Annotated in this window: 11 protein-coding genes; 3 read left to right on the top strand and 8 right to left on the bottom strand. The window is 59.9% G+C overall.

Translation table 11 applies throughout. The features are described from left to right. The first annotated feature begins 130 nt into the window (after positions 1-130). The 3 genes from WIR04_RS10370 to fabA all read left to right on the top strand — a co-directional run bounded on the left by WIR04_RS10370 (position 131) and on the right by fabA (position 4,226). Positions 131-1,408, top strand: a complete 1,278-nt coding sequence (locus tag WIR04_RS10370; protein ID WP_338892405.1) for a site-specific integrase — start codon at positions 131-133, stop codon at positions 1,406-1,408. A gap of 202 nt (positions 1,409-1,610) precedes the next feature. Further along, positions 1,611-3,587: a Lon protease family protein gene (locus tag WIR04_RS10365; RefSeq protein WP_025326996.1), complete on the top strand. Its 1,977-nt coding sequence runs from the start codon at positions 1,611-1,613 to the stop codon at positions 3,585-3,587. Between the two features lie 78 nt (positions 3,588-3,665). After that, complete coding sequence (gene fabA / locus WIR04_RS10360; protein ID WP_106886764.1) at positions 3,666-4,226, top strand: 3-hydroxyacyl-[acyl-carrier-protein] dehydratase FabA; 561 nt, start codon at positions 3,666-3,668, stop codon at positions 4,224-4,226. Between the two features lie 84 nt (positions 4,227-4,310). On the opposite strand, the gene rmf is transcribed toward fabA, so the two are convergent. From rmf to WIR04_RS10320, 8 genes are all read right to left on the bottom strand, one after another. After that, on the bottom strand, positions 4,311-4,490 hold the full coding sequence (gene rmf / locus WIR04_RS10355) for a ribosome modulation factor (RefSeq protein ID WP_005315693.1): 180 nt from the start codon (positions 4,488-4,490) through the stop codon (positions 4,311-4,313). 159 nt (positions 4,491-4,649) lie between these two features. Beyond that, a complete protein-coding gene (locus tag WIR04_RS10350) occupies positions 4,650-6,296 on the bottom strand; it encodes a DUF3466 family protein (protein ID WP_338892402.1) in 1,647 nt (548 codons plus the stop codon). An 8-nt stretch (positions 6,297-6,304) separates the two neighbouring features. After that, positions 6,305-8,215, bottom strand: a complete 1,911-nt coding sequence (locus tag WIR04_RS10345) for an ABC transporter ATP-binding protein (RefSeq protein WP_338892400.1) — start codon at positions 8,213-8,215, stop codon at positions 6,305-6,307. A gap of 68 nt (positions 8,216-8,283) precedes the next feature. Next, positions 8,284-8,514, bottom strand: a complete 231-nt coding sequence (locus WIR04_RS10340) for a glutaredoxin family protein (protein WP_338892398.1) — start codon at positions 8,512-8,514, stop codon at positions 8,284-8,286. After that, positions 8,514-10,685: a bifunctional 23S rRNA (guanine(2069)-N(7))-methyltransferase RlmK/23S rRNA (guanine(2445)-N(2))-methyltransferase RlmL gene (gene rlmKL / locus WIR04_RS10335; protein WP_338892396.1), complete on the bottom strand. Its 2,172-nt coding sequence runs from the start codon at positions 10,683-10,685 to the stop codon at positions 8,514-8,516. Before rlmKL ends, WIR04_RS10340 begins: the two co-directional genes overlap by 1 nt. Positions 10,686-10,968: 283 nt before the next feature. Beyond that, positions 10,969-11,505, bottom strand: a complete 537-nt coding sequence (locus tag WIR04_RS10330) for a cell division protein ZapC (RefSeq protein WP_111910623.1) — start codon at positions 11,503-11,505, stop codon at positions 10,969-10,971. 85 nt (positions 11,506-11,590) lie between these two features. Further along, complete coding sequence (pyrD, locus tag WIR04_RS10325; protein ID WP_338892394.1) at positions 11,591-12,601, bottom strand: quinone-dependent dihydroorotate dehydrogenase; 1,011 nt, start codon at positions 12,599-12,601, stop codon at positions 11,591-11,593. A gap of 46 nt (positions 12,602-12,647) precedes the next feature. Then, a complete protein-coding gene (locus tag WIR04_RS10320; RefSeq protein WP_338892392.1) occupies positions 12,648-17,489 on the bottom strand; it encodes an NAD-glutamate dehydrogenase in 4,842 nt (1,613 codons plus the stop codon). Positions 17,490-17,878: the final 389 nt, after the last annotated feature.

Raw genomic sequence — 17,878 nt, 5'->3', positions numbered from 1 at the left:
CCGCCAGGGAAGCCTTGATGACTCATCCCCGGGCCATCTGGCATCCCCTGATGCCGATAACCCCATTTATCGGCATCAGGATTGCGCGGCGCCGAGCCAGCTTCACTCAACAAGACTCACAAGCACCATCATGACTCATCCGTCACTGCCACCCGCCATGCCGTTGTTCGATAATCTGCTCCATCTGGAGGCGGGCAATCCCCAGGTCAACCAGTATCTGGCCACGCTCAGCCTGGGCAATGTACCCGATGCCGGCCTCGTCTATGAGCTGGCCGTCGACTGGCTGCTGGAGCAGCGCCACAGCGAGAACAACTACAAGACCTACCGCAGCGAGCTGACCACCTTCCTGCATTGGTGTTTCTGCGAGGTGGCCATCAGTCCCAAGGATCTCACCAGGCGTATCATGATGCGCTACCTCGACTACTGTCAGGCTCCGCCACAAGGGCTTATCGCATACCGAAACGTGGCCCAGTTCGTGCTCGACAAGGAGTGGGGAGAGCGGTTGCCCAACCCCTTGTGGCGACCGTTTCTCGGCAAGCGGGAACTGGGCCGCGAGCTGCCATACCGTCTGAGCGAGCAGGCGATAAAGACCAAGCTCGCCATACTGTCGGCCTTCTTCCAGTTCCTGATCCAGGAAGAGTACATGGACCGCAATCCGGCGCTCCTGCTGCAACGGGTGAAGCGGCCGGACAGCCAGGATGCCGGTGAAGAGGCCCAGTCCTTTACCGAATTGCAATGGTCCTATGTGATGCAGGCCGCCGAGCGGCTGGCAACCGAATGTCCGGCCCAGCATGAGCGCAGCCGGTTTCTCATCTGCCTCATGTACGCCTGTTATCTGCGTATCTCCGAGGTGGCGGCCAGACCGGGTTTCAGTCCCGTCATGAGCCAGTTTCGTCGCGACAGCAAGACTGGGGTCTGGGGCTATGACATTCCACGCAGCAAAGGCGGCAAACGCCGCACCGTGGCCGTCTCCCAGGCCTTGCTGGATGCCTTGGCACGCTATCGCACCTTTCTTGGGCTCTCGCCGCTGCCAGCCCCGGGCGAACAGACCCCGCTCTTCGTGCGCCACAAGGCGGCGGCCCATGGCCGGGAGCAAGGCGAGCTCAATGCCAATCTCGGCATCCGCCAACTGCGGGATCTGGTGATGGCGGTCTTCGAGCAAGCGGCCAGCCTGGCAGAGCAGGATGGCTTTGTCCAGGATGCCGCCGAGATGCGCACCCTGACACCGCACTCCATCCGCCATACCGGCATCACCCACGACATCAACCTGCATGGCCGGCCACTGTCACACGTACAAGCCGACGCGGGACATGACAGCATAGACACCACCTCCAAATACCTGCACACCGGCAACAGCGAACGCCACGAAAGTGCCAACCATAAGCCGCTGGATCGCCTGCATGAGTGAGTGCCTGTGTGCAGACTGCTAATGTGCAGCCCAGAGCCTCAGTCAAGCCTAAGATGACAGGAAAATATGCCCGCCAGTCGCCTTCATATGCAACCGCGCATAATGTATATTATGTTAAATGACATATGCTTGTTTCCTGTTACCGCCAATTGAACTGTGTATAATGGAAACAATTGATCCTATCCCCGACCGGATGTCTTAAGTGGCTGAATTAACATCAGAACAATTAAAACCTGCTTTCACGATTGAGCAGTTCCCCACGCTCAGCGAGCTCGAACCCATCCCTTTTGCCGCCCTGCAACCCAGAGCCATTTCCGGCATCAAGCGACTGGCCAGTTTTGATGGTGACTGCCCGGTCATGCTGCTCAACGGTTTCCCGGGTGCGGATTATGAGAGTGTCTGCCAGACCTTGATCGCCTCTTCCAATGGCAAGGATGGCGATCTGTTCGATCTCTGTTACACCGAGAACCTCAACAACCCGTTCAAGCCTATCTGGCTGCGCCTGCAACCCGGTACCGGGTTCGAATTCTGCGAGATGGTTGGCGAGCTGCTCAAGCTGATGAGCCATCATCTGGATGCCGAGCGCCTGGTCACCCGCATCATCCGCAAGCAGGAAAATGACCCCAAGATCGTGGACTTTCTCTCCGATCTGTCAGCGCACGTGGCCCAGGGGCTCGAATTCCAGCATCCGGTGCTCATCAACCTGCTGATCCATCACGAAGAGCAGCAAGCCCCCGTCATCTATGGCCGGGACTTGAACTGGGACACCCTGTTTGGCTCCATCAACTACCAGACGGAGCAAGGCTCCGTCTATGCCAACCAGCACTTGCTGGAGCCGGGCCTGCTGCGGGAAGCCAACGGCGGCTACCTCATCTTGCAGCTCGACGAGCTGCTCGATCAACCCCATCTCTGGTTCAAGCTCAAGAACGCCATGCAAAAAGGCGAGCTGGACTGGAATGCCTATCAGGAAGGCAAGACCCTGACCCCCTTCTTTACCCCTGAGGCCACGCCTATCCGGTTCAAACTGATCCTGGTGGGCGACCGACTGGATGTGGCCGAGTTCCAGATGCTGGACAGAGACATGTCCGAGCGTATCTTCCTGCGCGCCGATCTGGTGTCCGAGGTGAACATCGAAGAAGACTTGCCCGAGTTCCTGCAATACCTGGCCTGGCTGCGGCTGCGCTGGAACCTGCTGGACTTCACTCCGGGTGCCCTCCTCGCCCTGTGTCGCCATGCCAGCCGTCTCTGTGACCATCAGGAGTGGCTCTCCCTCTCGGAAGTGCAGCTCAGCGCCATCATGCGCATGGCCGACAGCCTGGCCCGCGAGCTGGAGGCGGAGAAGGTGACCGACGAGCACATATTGCTCGCCCTGGAGGAGCAGGATTACCGCCTCAACTACCTGGTGGAGCAATCCGATCAGGGGGTCATCGATGGCCAGATCCTGCTGCAGACCGACGGTGAAGAGGTCGGTCAGATCAACGGCCTCTCCGTCATTCAGGTAGCCGGTCATCCCTATGACTTCGGTGAACCGGTGCGATTGACCGCCACAGTGCATCTGGGGGATGGCGACGTGGCCGATATCGAGCGCAAGGCAGAGCTCGCCGGCCACATTCACGCCAAGGCGATGATGATCATCCACGGCTATCTCTCCAACAAGTTCGGCGCAGAGAACCCCTCGCCCCTCTCTGCAAACCTGGTGTTCGAGCAGTCCTATCACGAGATTGACGGCGACAGCGCCTCTCTGACAGGTCTGTGCGCCCTGCTCTCTGCCCTCGCCCGCCAACCCATCTCCCAGCGTTTCGCGGTGACCGGCGCGGTCGATCAGTTCGGCAACGTGCAGGCTGTGGGTGGCGTCAACGAGAAGATCGAAGGCTTCTTCCGGGTGTGCAAAATCCATGGCATCACCGGCAAGCAAGGCATCATACTGCCCGGAACCAACGCCCAGCAGCTCAACCTCTCCGATGAGGTGATTGCCGCCGTCGAAGCGGGCCAGTTCCATATCCACCCGGTGGATCATGTGGAAGAGGCCATCGAATTGCTGACCGGCTGTGTGGCCGGCGAGCCTGACATGCCGGACACCCTGTTTGGCCGGATCCAGGACAGACTGGATGAACTCAACGGCACTGCACCCAAGAGTGGCGTGCTGCGCAACCTGCTTGGCCGTCTATTCGGCCTCTAAATAAAGTGATCGGAGTTGTTTAGCGAACAACTGTAAGCTAAATTGGCCCGGCTTTGACCCATATGAAGGATAAACAGCGTGACCCTAGATAACGACACCACTAATACCCACCTCTCCCTGTGTGAACAAGGTAAAGAGTCGTTTACCCGTGAAGAGCTGCTTGCCTGCAGCCGTGGCGAATTATTTGGTGAGGGTAACAGCCAACTGCCCGCCCCCAACATGCTGATGATGGATCGCATCGTCAAGATCACTGACAACGGTGGTGAACACGGCAAAGGCGAAATCCTGGCCGAACTCGATATCACCCCGGATCTCTGGTTCTTCGACTGCCATTTCCCAGGCGATCCCGTCATGCCGGGCTGTCTGGGTCTGGATGCCATGTGGCAGCTGGTCGGTTTCTTCCTGGGCTGGAAAGGCGGTCCGGGCAAGGGACGCGCTCTGGGCGTGGGCGAGGTGAAATTCACCGGGCAGATCCTGCCGACCGCCAAGAAAGTGACCTACAAGATCACCTTCAAGCGCGTCATCAACCGCAAGCTGGTGATGGGCATTGCCGACGGCGTGGTCGAGGTGGATGGTCGTCCCATCTACAGCGCGACCGACCTGAAAGTGGGCCTGTTCAAAGACACCACCGCATTCTGATCTGCTCTGACCCGGTCAGAGAGTGCCAACGTAAAGGGGCCGCCATGGCCCCTTTCCTTTTTGCAATGAGTGATGAAGTCTCGGTTACTTCATGAAGAGGCCTGAGCCTCGCCCCTCCATGGCGTCGCGCCAACCACCAAGCCAGTGCCCTCTGGCATCCAGGCATTGGTACGGACACGCTTCTTTCTGTTTGCCGACTACGCCAGCCTGATAACCACGAGCGCGTGCTCTTTCCAGACGGTCCCGTTTCTGTCTCTTCATCATCTACGACCCTCTTCGTGGAACAAAAAAGCGACCAAGTTTTCACCGGGTCGCTTTCATCTTTACCCCAGGGGGGAAGCAGGGTCAAACAAAAAATGTCATGCTATTCAGGCGTTGTGACACAAGATACTGAACTGCATTAATTTTTGATGACACATTTTTTTATCGCTGGTAACGGCGCAGCCAGGTGAATGGCAAGGCCAGCAGCGTCAACCAGAACAGGCTGCCACCACCACCATCTTCACCATCCTGACCGGTCTGGTTGTTGACCGGCGCATTGCTGACCACATATTCAGCGGGCTTGTTGCCCTGATAGTTCGCCACGGCCGGTGTCAGCTTGACGGCGACCACGGTCGCGTTGGTGCGCAGGTTCAGATCGCTCTCGCTGTTGTAGCGATAAGCGGTGGCGGCTATGGTGCCATCACTGCTGATGCCACTGGCGTAGGCGATGTGGTAATACTTGCCATTCTGGGCACACTGCTTGGCACCGGCATCATCCAGACCACAGATCAGGTCGTTCAGGTACCAGTTGTTGCTCGGGGACGCCGCATTGAGCATGAAGGCTTCCTGCATGCGGTTGGTGCCGTTGGCCACAGGCTGGGTCTGATGACGGGAGTCACGCCAGCCAACCACCATGTTGTGATCGTTGATGGCCGCGCCCTCTGAGCCGGAGCCGGAGAGCGGCTTGTCCTGCAGGGGGATGCTGGCAGCCGTGCCCGGGGTATTCAGATTGAACAGGAACATTTCGGTCGGCCGGTTCTGACCCTTGTTGATGCTGTAACGCTGGTTACCTATCACATAGCCGTTCTCGTTGACAGACACGGCCCAGCTATTTTGCAGCACGCTGTCATTCTTGCCCGGCTCGCCATCGGGCAGCGGGATGACCTTGGTGGCCCCCACTGTGCCGGCATCGAGATCCAGGGTCCAGTAGCTGGCCAGGTTGCGGCCGTCGAGATCCCCCGACCCTACCTCACCGGTGGAGCTGTAGCCCACGCCGTACAGGGTGCCATTGAAAGTCGCCGCACCGAATGCAGAAGCGGTCTGCAGCACTTCGTCGCGCTGACGGCCATAGTCGCGGGCCTGTATCAGCTTGTTAAGACCGCCCGAGCCATTGAGCAGCCAGAAGCTGGCCTGGGTATCGACCCCGGGGCAGTAACGGAAGTCGCCATACTCATCGTCATTGCCGGCGAAACACCATTTATAGAAGTCACCGCCCACATTGTGGCGATACTTGCCGCTGGCGGCGGTCCCGGTCACCAGGTACTGACCGTTGTCCAGCTTCTTGATGCTGGTCGGGACGCTCAGGCTGTGGGTGCCGGCGGCATCTTTCAGCTCGACCGGGTTGCCGTCATTGACGATGGCAAAGGCGGTGCGCAGCTTGCCGTCCATCTTGTAACCCGCGCGATCGGCCGGGGCATCCCCCAGGGCCGTTACCAGGCCATCGGTCTGAGTGGTGGCAACATAGCCGATGCCGCTGCGCTGATCGACACCATCGAGAAAATCGCGGCGCCACTGGTAGGCAAAGCCCGGATTCTCGTCCCAGAAGGAGTCACAGACGGAGCTTGAAAGGAAGCAACCCTGCTCGAAGCGGAAACGATCGACCAGGAAGTCGGCAGAGCGCACGGTCGAGAAGTACTCGGCCATGTTGTTCTTGGTGTTGATCCCGATGAGTCCGCTGCCATCGGTACTGATCCCGCTGGCATATCCTTTGACTTCGTCATCGACAATGGTGAAGAAGGAGCTTTGTGCCGCCTGCGCGTTGAGGCTGGCGCCGACCAGGATGGCCAGCATGGATAATTGCTTTTTCATCTACTTCCTTAGTCTTGATGTTTCAACGCTTCCAACTCCTCCCAACGGGAGAAGGCGTGTTCCAGTGCGGCCTCTGCCGCATGCAATGCATCCAGTTTGGACTGGGTCTGCTCCGCCGGCAGGGAGAAAAAGCCGGGATGGTTGATCTCCGCCTGCAGGGCATCGAGTTCCGTTTCCAGCTGCTCCAGCCGGGCTGGCAGATTATCCAGCTCCAGTTGCAACTTGTAAGAGAGTTTGCGTGTTTTTTTCGCCGGCTCCGCCGCCAACGCGACAGGCTCTGCCACCTTGGCCGCAGCCGCCCTGGTCGCCTGTTGCTGACTCTGCTGGGCCCGGGTGGCCATCATGTCGGCATAGCCGCCCACATAATCGCTGATCCGCCCATCCCTTTCAAACAACCAGCAGCCGGTTACCGTATTGTCGATGAAGCGACGATCGTGGCTGACCAGCAACAGGGTACCGGGATAATCGGTCAGCAGCTCTTCCAAAAGTTCCAGCGTTTCGACATCCAGGTCGTTGGTTGGTTCATCCAAAATCAACAAGTTACTGGGTTTGAGGAACAGCTTGGCCAACAGTAGACGGTTTTTCTCGCCCCCTGACAAGGCCTTGACCGGGGTCCGCGCCCGTTTGGGTTCAAACAGGAAGTCCTGCAGGTAGCCCAGGATGTGGCGGGAGCGGCCGCGCACCATCACTTCCTGCTTGCCCTCCCCCACGTTGTCCACCACAGTCTGCTCGGGATCGAGCTGCTCGCGGTACTGATCGAAATAGGCCACTTCCAGGTTGGTGCCGCCCTTGACCAGCCCGCGGCTCGGCTCGAGCTGACCCAGCAAGAGCTTGATGAGGGTGGATTTGCCGCAGCCGTTGGGGCCGACCAGGGCAATCTTGTCGCCCCGCAGCACCTGCAGATCCAGCCCCTGGAACAGGGTGCGCTCGCCAAAGTCCAGGCCGAGCCCTTCGGTCTCGAACACCAGCTTGCCGGAGCGGTTGACGTCGTCCATCTGCAGCTTGGCCTTGCCCTGCAGCTCACGGCGTTGGGAACGCTCCATCCGCATCGCCTCGAGGGCGCGCACCCGGCCTTCGTTGCGGGTACGGCGGGCCTTGATGCCCTGACGTACCCACACCTCTTCCTGGGCCAGCTTGCGGTCGAACTCGGCGTTTTTCAGCTCCTCGACCCGCAGCCACTCCTCCTTTCCTTGCAGGTACTGATCGTAATTGCCGGGCCAGGAGGTGATGGCGCCCCGATCGAGATCGATGATCCGGGTCGCCAGCTTGTGAATGAACTCCCGATCGTGGGAGATGAAGACGATGGCGCCGCGAAAGTCCTTGAGGAACTCTTCCAGCCAGTTGATGGCGTCGATGTCCAGGTGGTTGGTCGGCTCGTCCAGCAGCAGCAGATCGGGGTCACAGGCGAGTGCACGGGCCAGGGCCACCTTACGCAGCCAGCCACCAGACAAACTGTCGAGGGTCACGTCGGGATCCAGCCCCAGCAGGGTCAGCACCTGGTTGATGCGGGTCTCGAGCTGCCAGCCGTTCTGATAATCGAGCTGCTCCTGCAATTCGCTCATCTTGCGGATGTTGGCATCGGAGGGATCGTGCCCCAGCTCCAGGGAGATGTGGTGATACTGCTTGAGCAGCTCCCCCACCCCGGCCAGCCCTTCGGCGGCATAGTCGAACACGGTCAGCTCGCTCGATGCGGGAGGATCCTGCTCGAGACGGGTCACCTTCAAGTCCTGCTGCAAGACCAGGCGGCCGTCGTCCAGAGAGAGCTCACCGGCGATGACCTTCATCAGGGTGGACTTGCCCGCCCCGTTGCGCCCCACCAGACAGAGGCGCTCGCCGCGCTCTATGGTCAGCTCGGCGTTGTCGAGCAGCGGGAAATCACTGAACGACAGACAAGCGCCGTGCAATGTCAAAAGTGCCATGTTTGTTCCTTGTTACTTATGAAAAAACGGGCGGCAGACTCTGCCCCCGTTTCATCGTCAAATCAGCCTCACCCCTGACGGGCAAGCCAGCCCTTGAGCTCTGCCAGAGTGAAGGGCCAGCCCAGTTCACGGCCGGCGTCATCCCGCAGCACAGGGATGCGCACCCGGTAGGCCGCAAGCCACTGCTCGTCCTCCATGATGTCACACTGGCGAGTACTGGCGGCAAGGCCAGCCTCCTCCACCAGCGCCCAGGCCTGTTCGCACAGGTGGCAGCCGTCGGTGTGAAACAGGGTCAGCATCAGGCCTGCGTCTCGGCGTGGGTGATGATCCAGCAGTTGTGGATATGCTGGTTGCGCTCAAAATCCTTGGGCCGGGTCTTGCCGGTGATGTTCTGGGCCTTGAGGCCAGCGGCCTCGAGACCGGCCAGATCCATCTTGAAGTGGCGCTTGTTGTTGGAGAACACCAGGGTGCCGTCCACCGCCAGCAGGCGTTTGAGGTGCTGCATCAGCAGCAGGTGATCCCGCTGCACGTCGAAGCTCTCGTCCATCCGCTTGGAGTTGGAGAAGGTGGGCGGATCGATGAAGATGAGATCGTACTGATCTTCGGCCTCGGAGAGCCACTTCAGGCAATCGACCTGGACGAACTTGTGCTGACGGCCCACCAGCGAGTTGAGCCGCATGTTGTCCTGCGCCCAGTTGAGGTAGGTGTGGGACATATCCACAGTGGTGGTTTCGCTCGCCCCGCCAAGGCCCGCGTGCACGGTGGCACTGCCGGTGTAGGCGAACAGGTTCAGGAAGCGCTTGCCACGGGCCATCTGACCCAGCATGCGACGGGTCTGACGATGGTCGAGGAAGAGGCCGGTATCCAGGTAGTCGTAGAGGTTGACCCACAGACGGGCGCCGTACTCCTGCACCTCCATCCGGTGCTGCTCTTCGGAGAGCTTCTGGTACTGCTGCTTGCCTTCCTGACGCTCGCGCACCTTCAGGATCACCTTCTCGCCGTCCATACCGGTCACCTTGATGGCGGCCTGCACCATGTCGAGCAGGCGCTGACGGGTCTTCTGGGCGGGGATGTCCTTGGGCGCGGCGTACTCCTGCACCACCAGGTAATCCCGATAGCGGTCGATGGCGGCGTTGTATTCCGGCAAGTCGGCGTCATAGAGGCGATAGCAGTCGATCCCCTCCTTGCTGGCCCACTTCTCGAGGGTCTTCAGATTCTTGCGCAGACGGTTTGCAAAGTCCTGGGCCACCTCTTTCTGGGAGGCCACGGAGTCGAGCGCTATCTGGTAGTTGCGCAGCTGGCACTCCAGCGCCCCGTTGAACAGGCGATATTGCTTGTCGGCCCGCAGGCGCAGGCAACTCAGCAGCTCAGGCGAGGCAGACAGAATGGTGACCTTCCAGCCCTGGAAGCTGCGGCGCAGGGCATCGCCCAGGGCCTGGTGCACTTCCAGCAGGGCCGGGAACTCTCCCAGACGCTCGCCATAGGGCGGGTTGGAGATGAGCATGCCGACTTCGCGGGCCTCCCCTTCCACAGCCGGCATCGGCAACGGGTTCTCAAGCGCGGTCACGTCGGCCTGCTTGAAGGTGATGAGGTGGGCCACACCGGCCGCCTTGGCGTTGTCGCGGGCCTTCATCAGCACGCGGGGGTCGGCATCGCAGCCAAACAGCTTCACCTCGCAGCGCTGCATGCCACGCTTGGCGCGCACCTGGGCTTCCATCATCAGGCTCTGCCACAGATCGCCATCGTGTTGCAGCCAGCGATCGAAACCGAAGCGCTCCCGGCGCAGGGCCGGCGCCATGTCGGCAGCGATGAAGGCCGCTTCGATGAGCAGGGTACCTGAGCCGCACATGGGGTCCATCATGGGCTCGCCGGTCCAGCCGCTGCGAGCAATCATGGCGCAGGCCAGGTTCTCTTTCAGGGGCGCCTCGCCTGTGCCCTGACGGTAGAAGCGCTGATGCAGCGCCGGGCCTGACAGGTCCAGGGTGATGTTGGCCTTGCCCTTGCCCAAGTGCGCCATGATGCGAATGTCCGGCGACTTCTTGTCGACGTCCGGGCGCACATGGCCGCGCTTGGTGAAGCGGTCAACGATGGCATCCTTGATCTTCAGCGCGCCGTACTGGGTGTTGCGAATGGCCGGGTTGGTACCGGTAAAGTCCACGGCAATGGTGGCGGTACCGGGGAAGTGCTCTTCCCAGGGAATGGTGTGGGCACCGAGATAGAGATCCAGATCGTCGTTCATCTGGAATTCGGAGAGCACCAGCACGATGCGGGAGGCGAAACGGCTCCACAGGCAGGCCTTGTAGCCGATGGCCAGTTCGCCTTTGAAGTGGACGCCGGCCACGGTCTCACGGACCTGCTCCGCGCCCAGGGTGGTCAGCTCGACGGCCAGCAGGTTTTCCAGCCCCTTGGGGCAGGTTGCAAAAAATTCTTTCATCACGCTCACGGGGATGCCATAAAAATAGTGCCGCATTATACCTTATCGGCCCGCACTCGGCATCCGAACCTTGGGGTTCGCGCGAATATAAAGGGTGCTGGTCGGCGCAATGCCCCCGTTTCTGCTCTTGTCGCCAGCACAGGGGCGCGGGCTCGATGACGCGACTCAATATCCAGTGCAGAAGGGCATGCGCCGAACGGCGACGAATTGACTCAAGGAAGCTGCCGCAAGGGCATGGGAGAGACGAGCGATAAATAATCGGCGTCGGTTATTCCGAGGGCGTATGAATATCAACCAAAAATAACGTGCAGAGGCAGCATCAGCTGACCTGTCGATATTGTGCCTGGGCACGGGTCCTGGTCTGCATCCGGTTATTCATCACCTTGATCACCGCGAACCTTGGCAGGATCTTGCTGGCGGTCAGCACCAATTCCTCGGTCAGGTTCAGGCAGACGCTCGCCTGTTCTCCGGCCTCGATGACCATGAACTCTCCCCTGCCATGGGATGTCTGCATCCACACCAGGGAGCCCATATCCGGCGAGCAATGAGTCTGCTGTTCATGAAAGAACCAGCTTTGTGGCATCAGGGGTTTATAAAAGCGGCTGACGGCGATGGCATTGAGTACCAGCTGAACCTGATGGGGAACACTCCAATCGAGTTCGGCGGCCTTGTCCATCAATTGATAATAGAGGGCGGCATCGTCGACACAAAAGGGCTGGGTCGTGAAGGAGCTGGGGACGAGTTGTCGCCCCTTATATTCGGTGGCGAATATCATGCGATCGGATAAATCCAGCATCAGACGATCATCCTGAGCATCATAATGCCACTGCCAATTGTCATTGGGTTGGATACACATGGAGTTGCCCTTACTTAAGCCGTCCCTCGACTTTATTCCATGTCGAGAATTTGAGCAACTTTAAATAAGGGCAAGCGGTTATCTTTTAAATATGGGTAACGATCTCTTTGACCAGACTCGGGCCCTTATAAATAAAGCCACTGTAAATCTGGACCAGACTGGCACCCGCCGCCAATTTCTCCCGGGCGGCCATGGCGCTGTCAATACCGCCCACCCCAATGATAGGCAGGGCCCCATTGAGGGCCTTGGCCAGCTGGCGGATCACCTCTGTGCTCTTGTGCTGGAGCGGACGGCCGCTGAGGCCACCGGCTTCACCGGCATGGGGCATGTCATAAATCATGTCGCGCTCCAGGGTGGTATTGGTGGCGATGACGCCATCGATCCCGTTTTTGATCAAGGAGGCGGCTACCTGATTAATTTCATCCAGGCTGAGGTCGGGGGCAATTTTAACGGCGAGGGGGACGTACTTCTTATATTGCGCGGCCAGCTCCTGCTGCCGAGCCTTGAGGGCAGCCAGCAATTCATCCAGCGCCTCACCATATTGCAGCGAACGCAGCCCCGGGGTGTTGGGAGAAGAGATATTGACGGCAATATAACCGGCATGATCATAAACCTTGTCCATGCAGATCAGATAATCGTCCTTGCCCTGCTCGATGGGGGTGTCCTTGTTCTTGCCGATATTGATGCCAATCACCCCCTGATATTTGGCCTCTTTCACCTTGGCCACCAGATGATCGACACCTTTGTTGTTGAATCCCATCCGGTTGATGATCCCTTCCGCCGGAATTACCCGGAACAACCGCGGTTTGTCATTTCCGCTCTGGGGCTTGGGGGTCACAGTGCCTACTTCAATAAAGCCGAACCCCATGGCACCAAATGCGTCGATACACTCCCCGTCTTTATCGAGGCCGGCAGCCAGTCCCACCGGATTGGCAAAATTAAGCCCCATGACAGTGACGGGGCGTTGGGGGAGTGAATGACGGAAGAAACAATCGAGCGGTGTACCGAGAAGGCGGGGCAAATACTTGATGGAGAGATCGTGTGCCTGTTCCGGATTGAGTTTGAACAGAAAATGCCTGGCGAGGGGGTACAGCATGTTTGCTCCTTAAAAAAGCCCCGGCAACTGGCCGGGGCTTTTGGGGTTATGCCGAGGTTCGGCAATTCAACTGGAGCAGGTTCAACTCTCGCAAGGCCACCGAGAACTTGGCGAACTCGTGAGTGCTCGTGGTCTTGAAGTCGGCCAACATATGGGTCCAACGGGACAAGAGTTGCTCATGCTCCGAAATCCAGTCGGCCAGTATGGTAGCGCATTCTCCCTGCTCTTTGCACCCTTCCAGTACCACTGAGGTGAGGCTGCGTTGCTGCCAGTCCAGATCCTCGCGGAAGGAGGCCCGGGCCATCGCCTGCCAGTGGTTGCCCACCGGCTGATGGTTGATCTGCTCGAGGAACCAGTGCAGATCCAGCTTGGCGCCGAGGCGATAGTAGACATTGGCGGCGCGCACTATGTCGGTCTTGTGCTCCGCGGCAATCTGCGCCAGATCCAGGCTGGAGAAGAGACTGCTCATATGCGCGACCTGGCGGGCGATGGCTTCCGGCACCTGTTTGGCCACCAGGGCGGCGACGGCCTGGCGATGCTCGGCCACTTCGCTCTCGTCCATCACCTCGTAGAGATGCTCCCCCAGGGTCTCGAAGGCCGGACGGAAGAAGGCGATGTTCTCCCCTATGCTCCAGCTGCGGTTGCGGGCACGCAGGAACCAGCGGGTGGCACGGCGCACTATGCGGCGGCTGTAGAACATCATCTCGAGCTGGGTCTCTGCACTCACCAGGTTGTCACAGCCTTCGATGTCACGCCACAGGGTGCCCAGACCGAACACCTCACGGGCCATGGCGAAGCAGCAGGCCACTTCCGCCACCGAGGCACCGGTTTCGTCCTTCATCCGACTGGCGAAGTTGAGCCCCATGTCGTTGACCAGCATGTTGGCCACCCGGGTCGCGATGATTTCGCCCCGCAGGGGATGCTGGGCCAGCTCGGCACCGAACTGCTGCTGCAACTGGGCCGGGAAGCTGGTGACCAGCATGTTGGCGAGGAAGGGCTCTTCGGTCACTTCCGGGCAGTTGAGCTGCTCTTTCAGTACCATCTTGCCGTAGGCCACCAGCACCGCCAGCTCGGGACGGGTCAGCCCCTGCCCTGCCGCCATCCGCTCGGAGAGCTCCTCGTCGGAGGGCAGGAACTCCAGCGCGCGGTCCAGCTTGCCTTCACGCTCCAGCCCCTGGATGAAGCGTTGCTGCTCTTTCAACTGCTCGGCGCCACGGAAAGCGGTCACCGAGATGGACTGGGACTGGCGATAGGCGTTGGTAATGACGATCTGCGCCACATCATCGGTCATCTCGTACAGCATCTGGTTGCGCTGCTTGAGGGTCATGTCACCGGCGGCCACCAGCTGGTTCAGCAGTATCTTGATGTTGACCTCGTTGTCGGAGCAATCCACCCCGCCCACGTTGTCGGTAAAGTCGGTGTTGATGTGACCGCCCTGGCTGGCGTACTCCACCCGACCAAGCTGAGTGAAGCCAAGGTTGCCACCCTCGCCCACGATGCGGGCACGCAAGTCACGGCCATTGACCCGCAGCACGTCGTTGCTGCGATCCCCTACGTCGGCGTCGCTCTCGCGGGCGCTCTTCACATAGGTGCCGATGCCGCCGTTCCAGAGCAGGTCCACGTTGAGGCAGAGCAGCGCCTTGATCAGCTCGTTCGGCGCCATGCTGGCCTTGTCGGTGCCGAGCAGGGTCTGAATTTGCGGGCTCAGCTTGATGGACTTGGCGGAGCGCAGGAAGATGCCGCCCCCTACGGAGATGAGCTCACGGTTGTAGTCATCCCAGCTCGAACCCGGCAGCTCGAACAGCCGCTTGCGCTCGACGAAGCTCTTGGCCGCATCGGGAGTCGGGTCGATGAAGATGTGCATGTGGTTGAAGGCGCCCACCAGCTGGGTGTGTTCGGAGAGCAGCATGCCGTTGCCGAAGACATCGCCGGCCATGTCACCTATCCCCACGCAGGTGAAGTCGGTGGTCTGGCAGTTGACGCCGATCTCGCGGAAGTGACGCTTGACCGATTCCCAGGCGCCACGCGCCGTGATGCCCATCTTCTTGTGGTCATAACCGACCGAGCCGCCGGAGGCGAAGGCATCGCCGAGCCAGTGGCCATACTCCTGGCTTATCTCGTTGGCGATGTCGGAGAAGGTGGCGGTGCCCTTGTCGGCGGCCACGACCAGGTAGTAGTCATCCTCGTCGTGGCGTACCACGGATTTCGGCGGGATCACCTCCCCCTTGATGATGTTGTCGGTGACATCAAGCAGGCCGCGAATGAAGAGGCGATAGCAGGCCTTGCCCTCTTCCTGGATGACGGCGCGGGGCGCCCCCACCGGCATCTGCTTGCAATAGAAGCCGCCCTTGGCGCCAACCGGCACTATGACGGTGTTCTTCACCTGCTGCGCCTTGACCAGACCCAGCACCTCGGTACGGAAGTCCTCCTTGCGATCGGACCAGCGCAGGCCGCCACGGGCCACCTTGCCCCAGCGCAGATGCACCCCTTCCACCCGCGGCGAGTAGACGAAGATCTCGAATTTCGGCAGCGGCAGCGGCATGTCGGTGATGCTGGCCGGGGCCAGCTTGAAGGAGATGTAGGGCTTGGCCTGACCCTCCTGATCCGGCTGGTAGTAGTTGGTGCGCAGGGTGGCGTCGATCATCTCCATGTAGCGGCGGATGATGCGATCGTCGTCCAGGTTCGCCACCTGATCCAGCTTGGCGGCGAGCTGCTCGTGCAGCTTGACCTGTACCTTGGCATCCTGCTTGATCGCGGGATTGAGGCGCTGCTCGAACAGGGTGAACAGCAGCTCTGCGATGTCGGGGTAACGGGTCAGGGTCTCCTCGATATAGGACTGGCTGAAGGAGACACCGGTCTGGCGCATGTATTTCGCATAGGCGCGCAGCACAGAGACCTGACGACCGGTGAGGCCGGCCCCCAGCACCAGACGGTTGAAGCCGTCATCTTCCAGGGTCTTGTTCCAGATGGCGGCGAAGGCCTGCTGGAAGCGCTGCTGGCTCTGGGCCAGATCGAATGGCTGATCGCCGCGCAGCAGCATGGAGAAGTCGAGGATCCAGAAGATCTCGCCGCTCGGGGTGCGTACCTGATAGGGGGTCTCGCCGATGACACGCAGCCCCATGTTTTCCAGCATGGGCAGCACGTCAGAGAGATGGATGGGCTCGGTGCGGTGGAACAGCTTGAGGCGCACCCGGCGATCGTTCTCTTCTTCCTGGGCGCGGTAGAACAGCATGCCCAGGGGCTCGGCTTCACTCAGGCCATCGAGGGCCATGATGTCAGCGACCGCAGAGCCCGGCAGCACGTCTTCCTTGTAGGCACGGGGGAAGGCGGTGCTGAAACGGCGGCGCAGCTCGTTGCCACGGGCCTCCCCATAATGGGAGAGCAGCACGGAATCCAGGCGGTCGTCCCAGCTGCGGGCCGCTTCAATCAGGTTGTTCTGTACTTCGTTCACATCCACATCCACGTTGTTGTTGTTGACCCGCACTATGTAGTGGGTCCGTGCCAGCACGCCCTCGGTGAAGTAGACGTTGAACTCCACCTCTTCGCTGCTGCCAAAATACTTCTGCAAAATCTGTTGGGTCTTGACTCGCAGCGCCGTGTTGTAGCGCTCCTTGGTGACATAGACCATGCAGGAGAAGAAGCGGCCGTAGACATCCCGGCGCACGAACAGGCGCAGCATGTCGCGCTCCTGCATCTCCAGCACGCCGAGACCTGTGGCCAGCAGCTCCTCTTCCCGGGCCTGGATCAACTCGTCGCGGGGATAGGTTTCCAGCACGTTCAGCAGCGCCTTGTAGGCGTGGGAACCCTTCTCGTGACCGGAGGCGGCCATGATGCGCTCGAGGCGATGGCTGATGAGGGGGATCTGGGTGGCACTGGTGTTGTAGATGGAGGAGGCGTAGAGACCGATGAAGCGATCTTCCCCCACCACCTTGCCCTGTTCGTCGAAGCGCTTGATGCCGATGTAGTCCACATAGGCCGGGCGGTGTACCCGGGACTTGCTGTTGGACTTGGTGAGGATCAGCAAGTCGGAGCTCAGGGCCGCGTGACGGGCGCTGGCGGGCATGTTGCCAAGGCGCTGCCCCTCGTCCTTGATGGAGTTCTTCATCAGGCCGAGGCTCGACTCCGGCAGCGGCAGGATCTCGTGATCCCCCTCCACCGCTTTCACGTCATAACGGCGATAGCCCATCAGGGTGAAGTTGTGGGCGGCGACCCATTTCAGGAAGGCGACGCAGGAGTCGACCTCTGCCTGGCTGACCGGGTTCTTGCGCTTGGGGAGCTCCTCGATGATCTCGTTGAGACGACCCAGCATGGGTTGCCAGTCCCCCACTGCCAGGGCCACTTCCCTTGCTACCGAGTTGAGCTCGGCGGTCAGGGCATCCATCTGTTCCTCATCCGTAAGATGATCGATCTCGATGAGGAAGGCGGTCTCGACCGAGGTCTGGGAGGCCGTGTTGTCGAGATCCAGAATGGCGCCTATCTTGCCATCGCTGCCGCGAATGAGGTGCAGCGGCTGGTGCAGCATCATGTGGGCCGTGATGCCACGGCGCTTGAGGGCCATGCGGATGGAGTCCACCAGGAAGGGAGAGTCCTGCAGGATGATCTCGACGATGGTATGGGGAGACTGCCATCCGTGGCGGGTCAGCTCGGGGTTGTAGACCCGGATATAGGGCTCTGTGCTGGTGCGCTGGTTGAGCGCATTCCACAGGCTGAGCGCCGCCCCGTAGAGATCGCTGTCATTGCGATCGTGCAGGTCGGTGCTCGCCATGTTGCCGTAGAACTTGGCGACGAAGCATTCGACCAGGGAGGCGCTGTTCTTGGGCAATTTCTGATGGATCAGGCTGAGAACGTTTTCGAGCAGAACTGAGGTAGGGGCGTCTTTCAATGCCATTGCTAGTTTCCTTATCGGACGACATCACAGACACGGCGACATCCACCCAGGATGCGCGCCGGTACAGAGTTGCTGCGAAGTGTAATGACTTGGATCGCGGAAGGCGAGCAAAGGTGATAACGGGATGTTAAAAACAAGGGGCGGATCACGGCTTGGGTTGTGATAAATTTTGCCAAGTCGCTAAAATTTAGAAAATCGCACTACTTGTCAGTCGATTTACCGGATAGATAGTGACTTAAAGCAGATATTTACCCGGAATAATGTTCATGTTTTGTTAATTTATGCGTTTTGGGTTAATGGGGCGCTCATCGTCCTGCATTTGGCGCCGCAAGCAGGGGTATTCCCCTCTACAGGACGCTCACACCAGCGGTTCGACTACGGCAACCGAC

It is taken from the genome of Aeromonas rivipollensis (assembly GCF_037811135.1).
In the GTDB taxonomy this organism is placed as follows: Bacteria; Pseudomonadota; Gammaproteobacteria; order Enterobacterales; family Aeromonadaceae; genus Aeromonas; species Aeromonas rivipollensis.
Note: the sequence above shows the minus strand (reverse complement) of the source record. Positions and strands in the feature narration are given on the sequence as shown.

Excerpts from the sequence above, each read along its gene's own strand:
- WIR04_RS10370 (WP_338892405.1), top strand. The coding sequence starts at position 131 with ATGACTCATCCGTCACTGCCACCCGCCATGCCGTTGTTCGATAATCTG.
- rmf (WP_005315693.1), bottom strand. The coding sequence starts at position 4,490 with ATGATGAAGAGACAGAAACGGGACCGTCTGGAAAGAGCACGCGCTCGT.
- WIR04_RS10345 (WP_338892400.1), bottom strand. The coding sequence starts at position 8,215 with ATGGCACTTTTGACATTGCACGGCGCTTGTCTGTCGTTCAGTGATTTC.
- rlmKL (WP_338892396.1), bottom strand. The coding sequence starts at position 10,685 with ATGCGGCACTATTTTTATGGCATCCCCGTGAGCGTGATGAAAGAATTT.
- WIR04_RS10340 (WP_338892398.1), bottom strand. The coding sequence starts at position 8,514 with ATGCTGACCCTGTTTCACACCGACGGCTGCCACCTGTGCGAACAGGCC.
- WIR04_RS10330 (WP_111910623.1), bottom strand. The coding sequence starts at position 11,505 with ATGTGTATCCAACCCAATGACAATTGGCAGTGGCATTATGATGCTCAG.
- WIR04_RS10350 (WP_338892402.1), bottom strand. The coding sequence starts at position 6,296 with ATGAAAAAGCAATTATCCATGCTGGCCATCCTGGTCGGCGCCAGCCTC.
- WIR04_RS10320 (WP_338892392.1), bottom strand. The coding sequence starts at position 17,489 with ATGGCATTGAAAGACGCCCCTACCTCAGTTCTGCTCGAAAACGTTCTC.
- pyrD (WP_338892394.1), bottom strand. The coding sequence starts at position 12,601 with ATGCTGTACCCCCTCGCCAGGCATTTTCTGTTCAAACTCAATCCGGAA.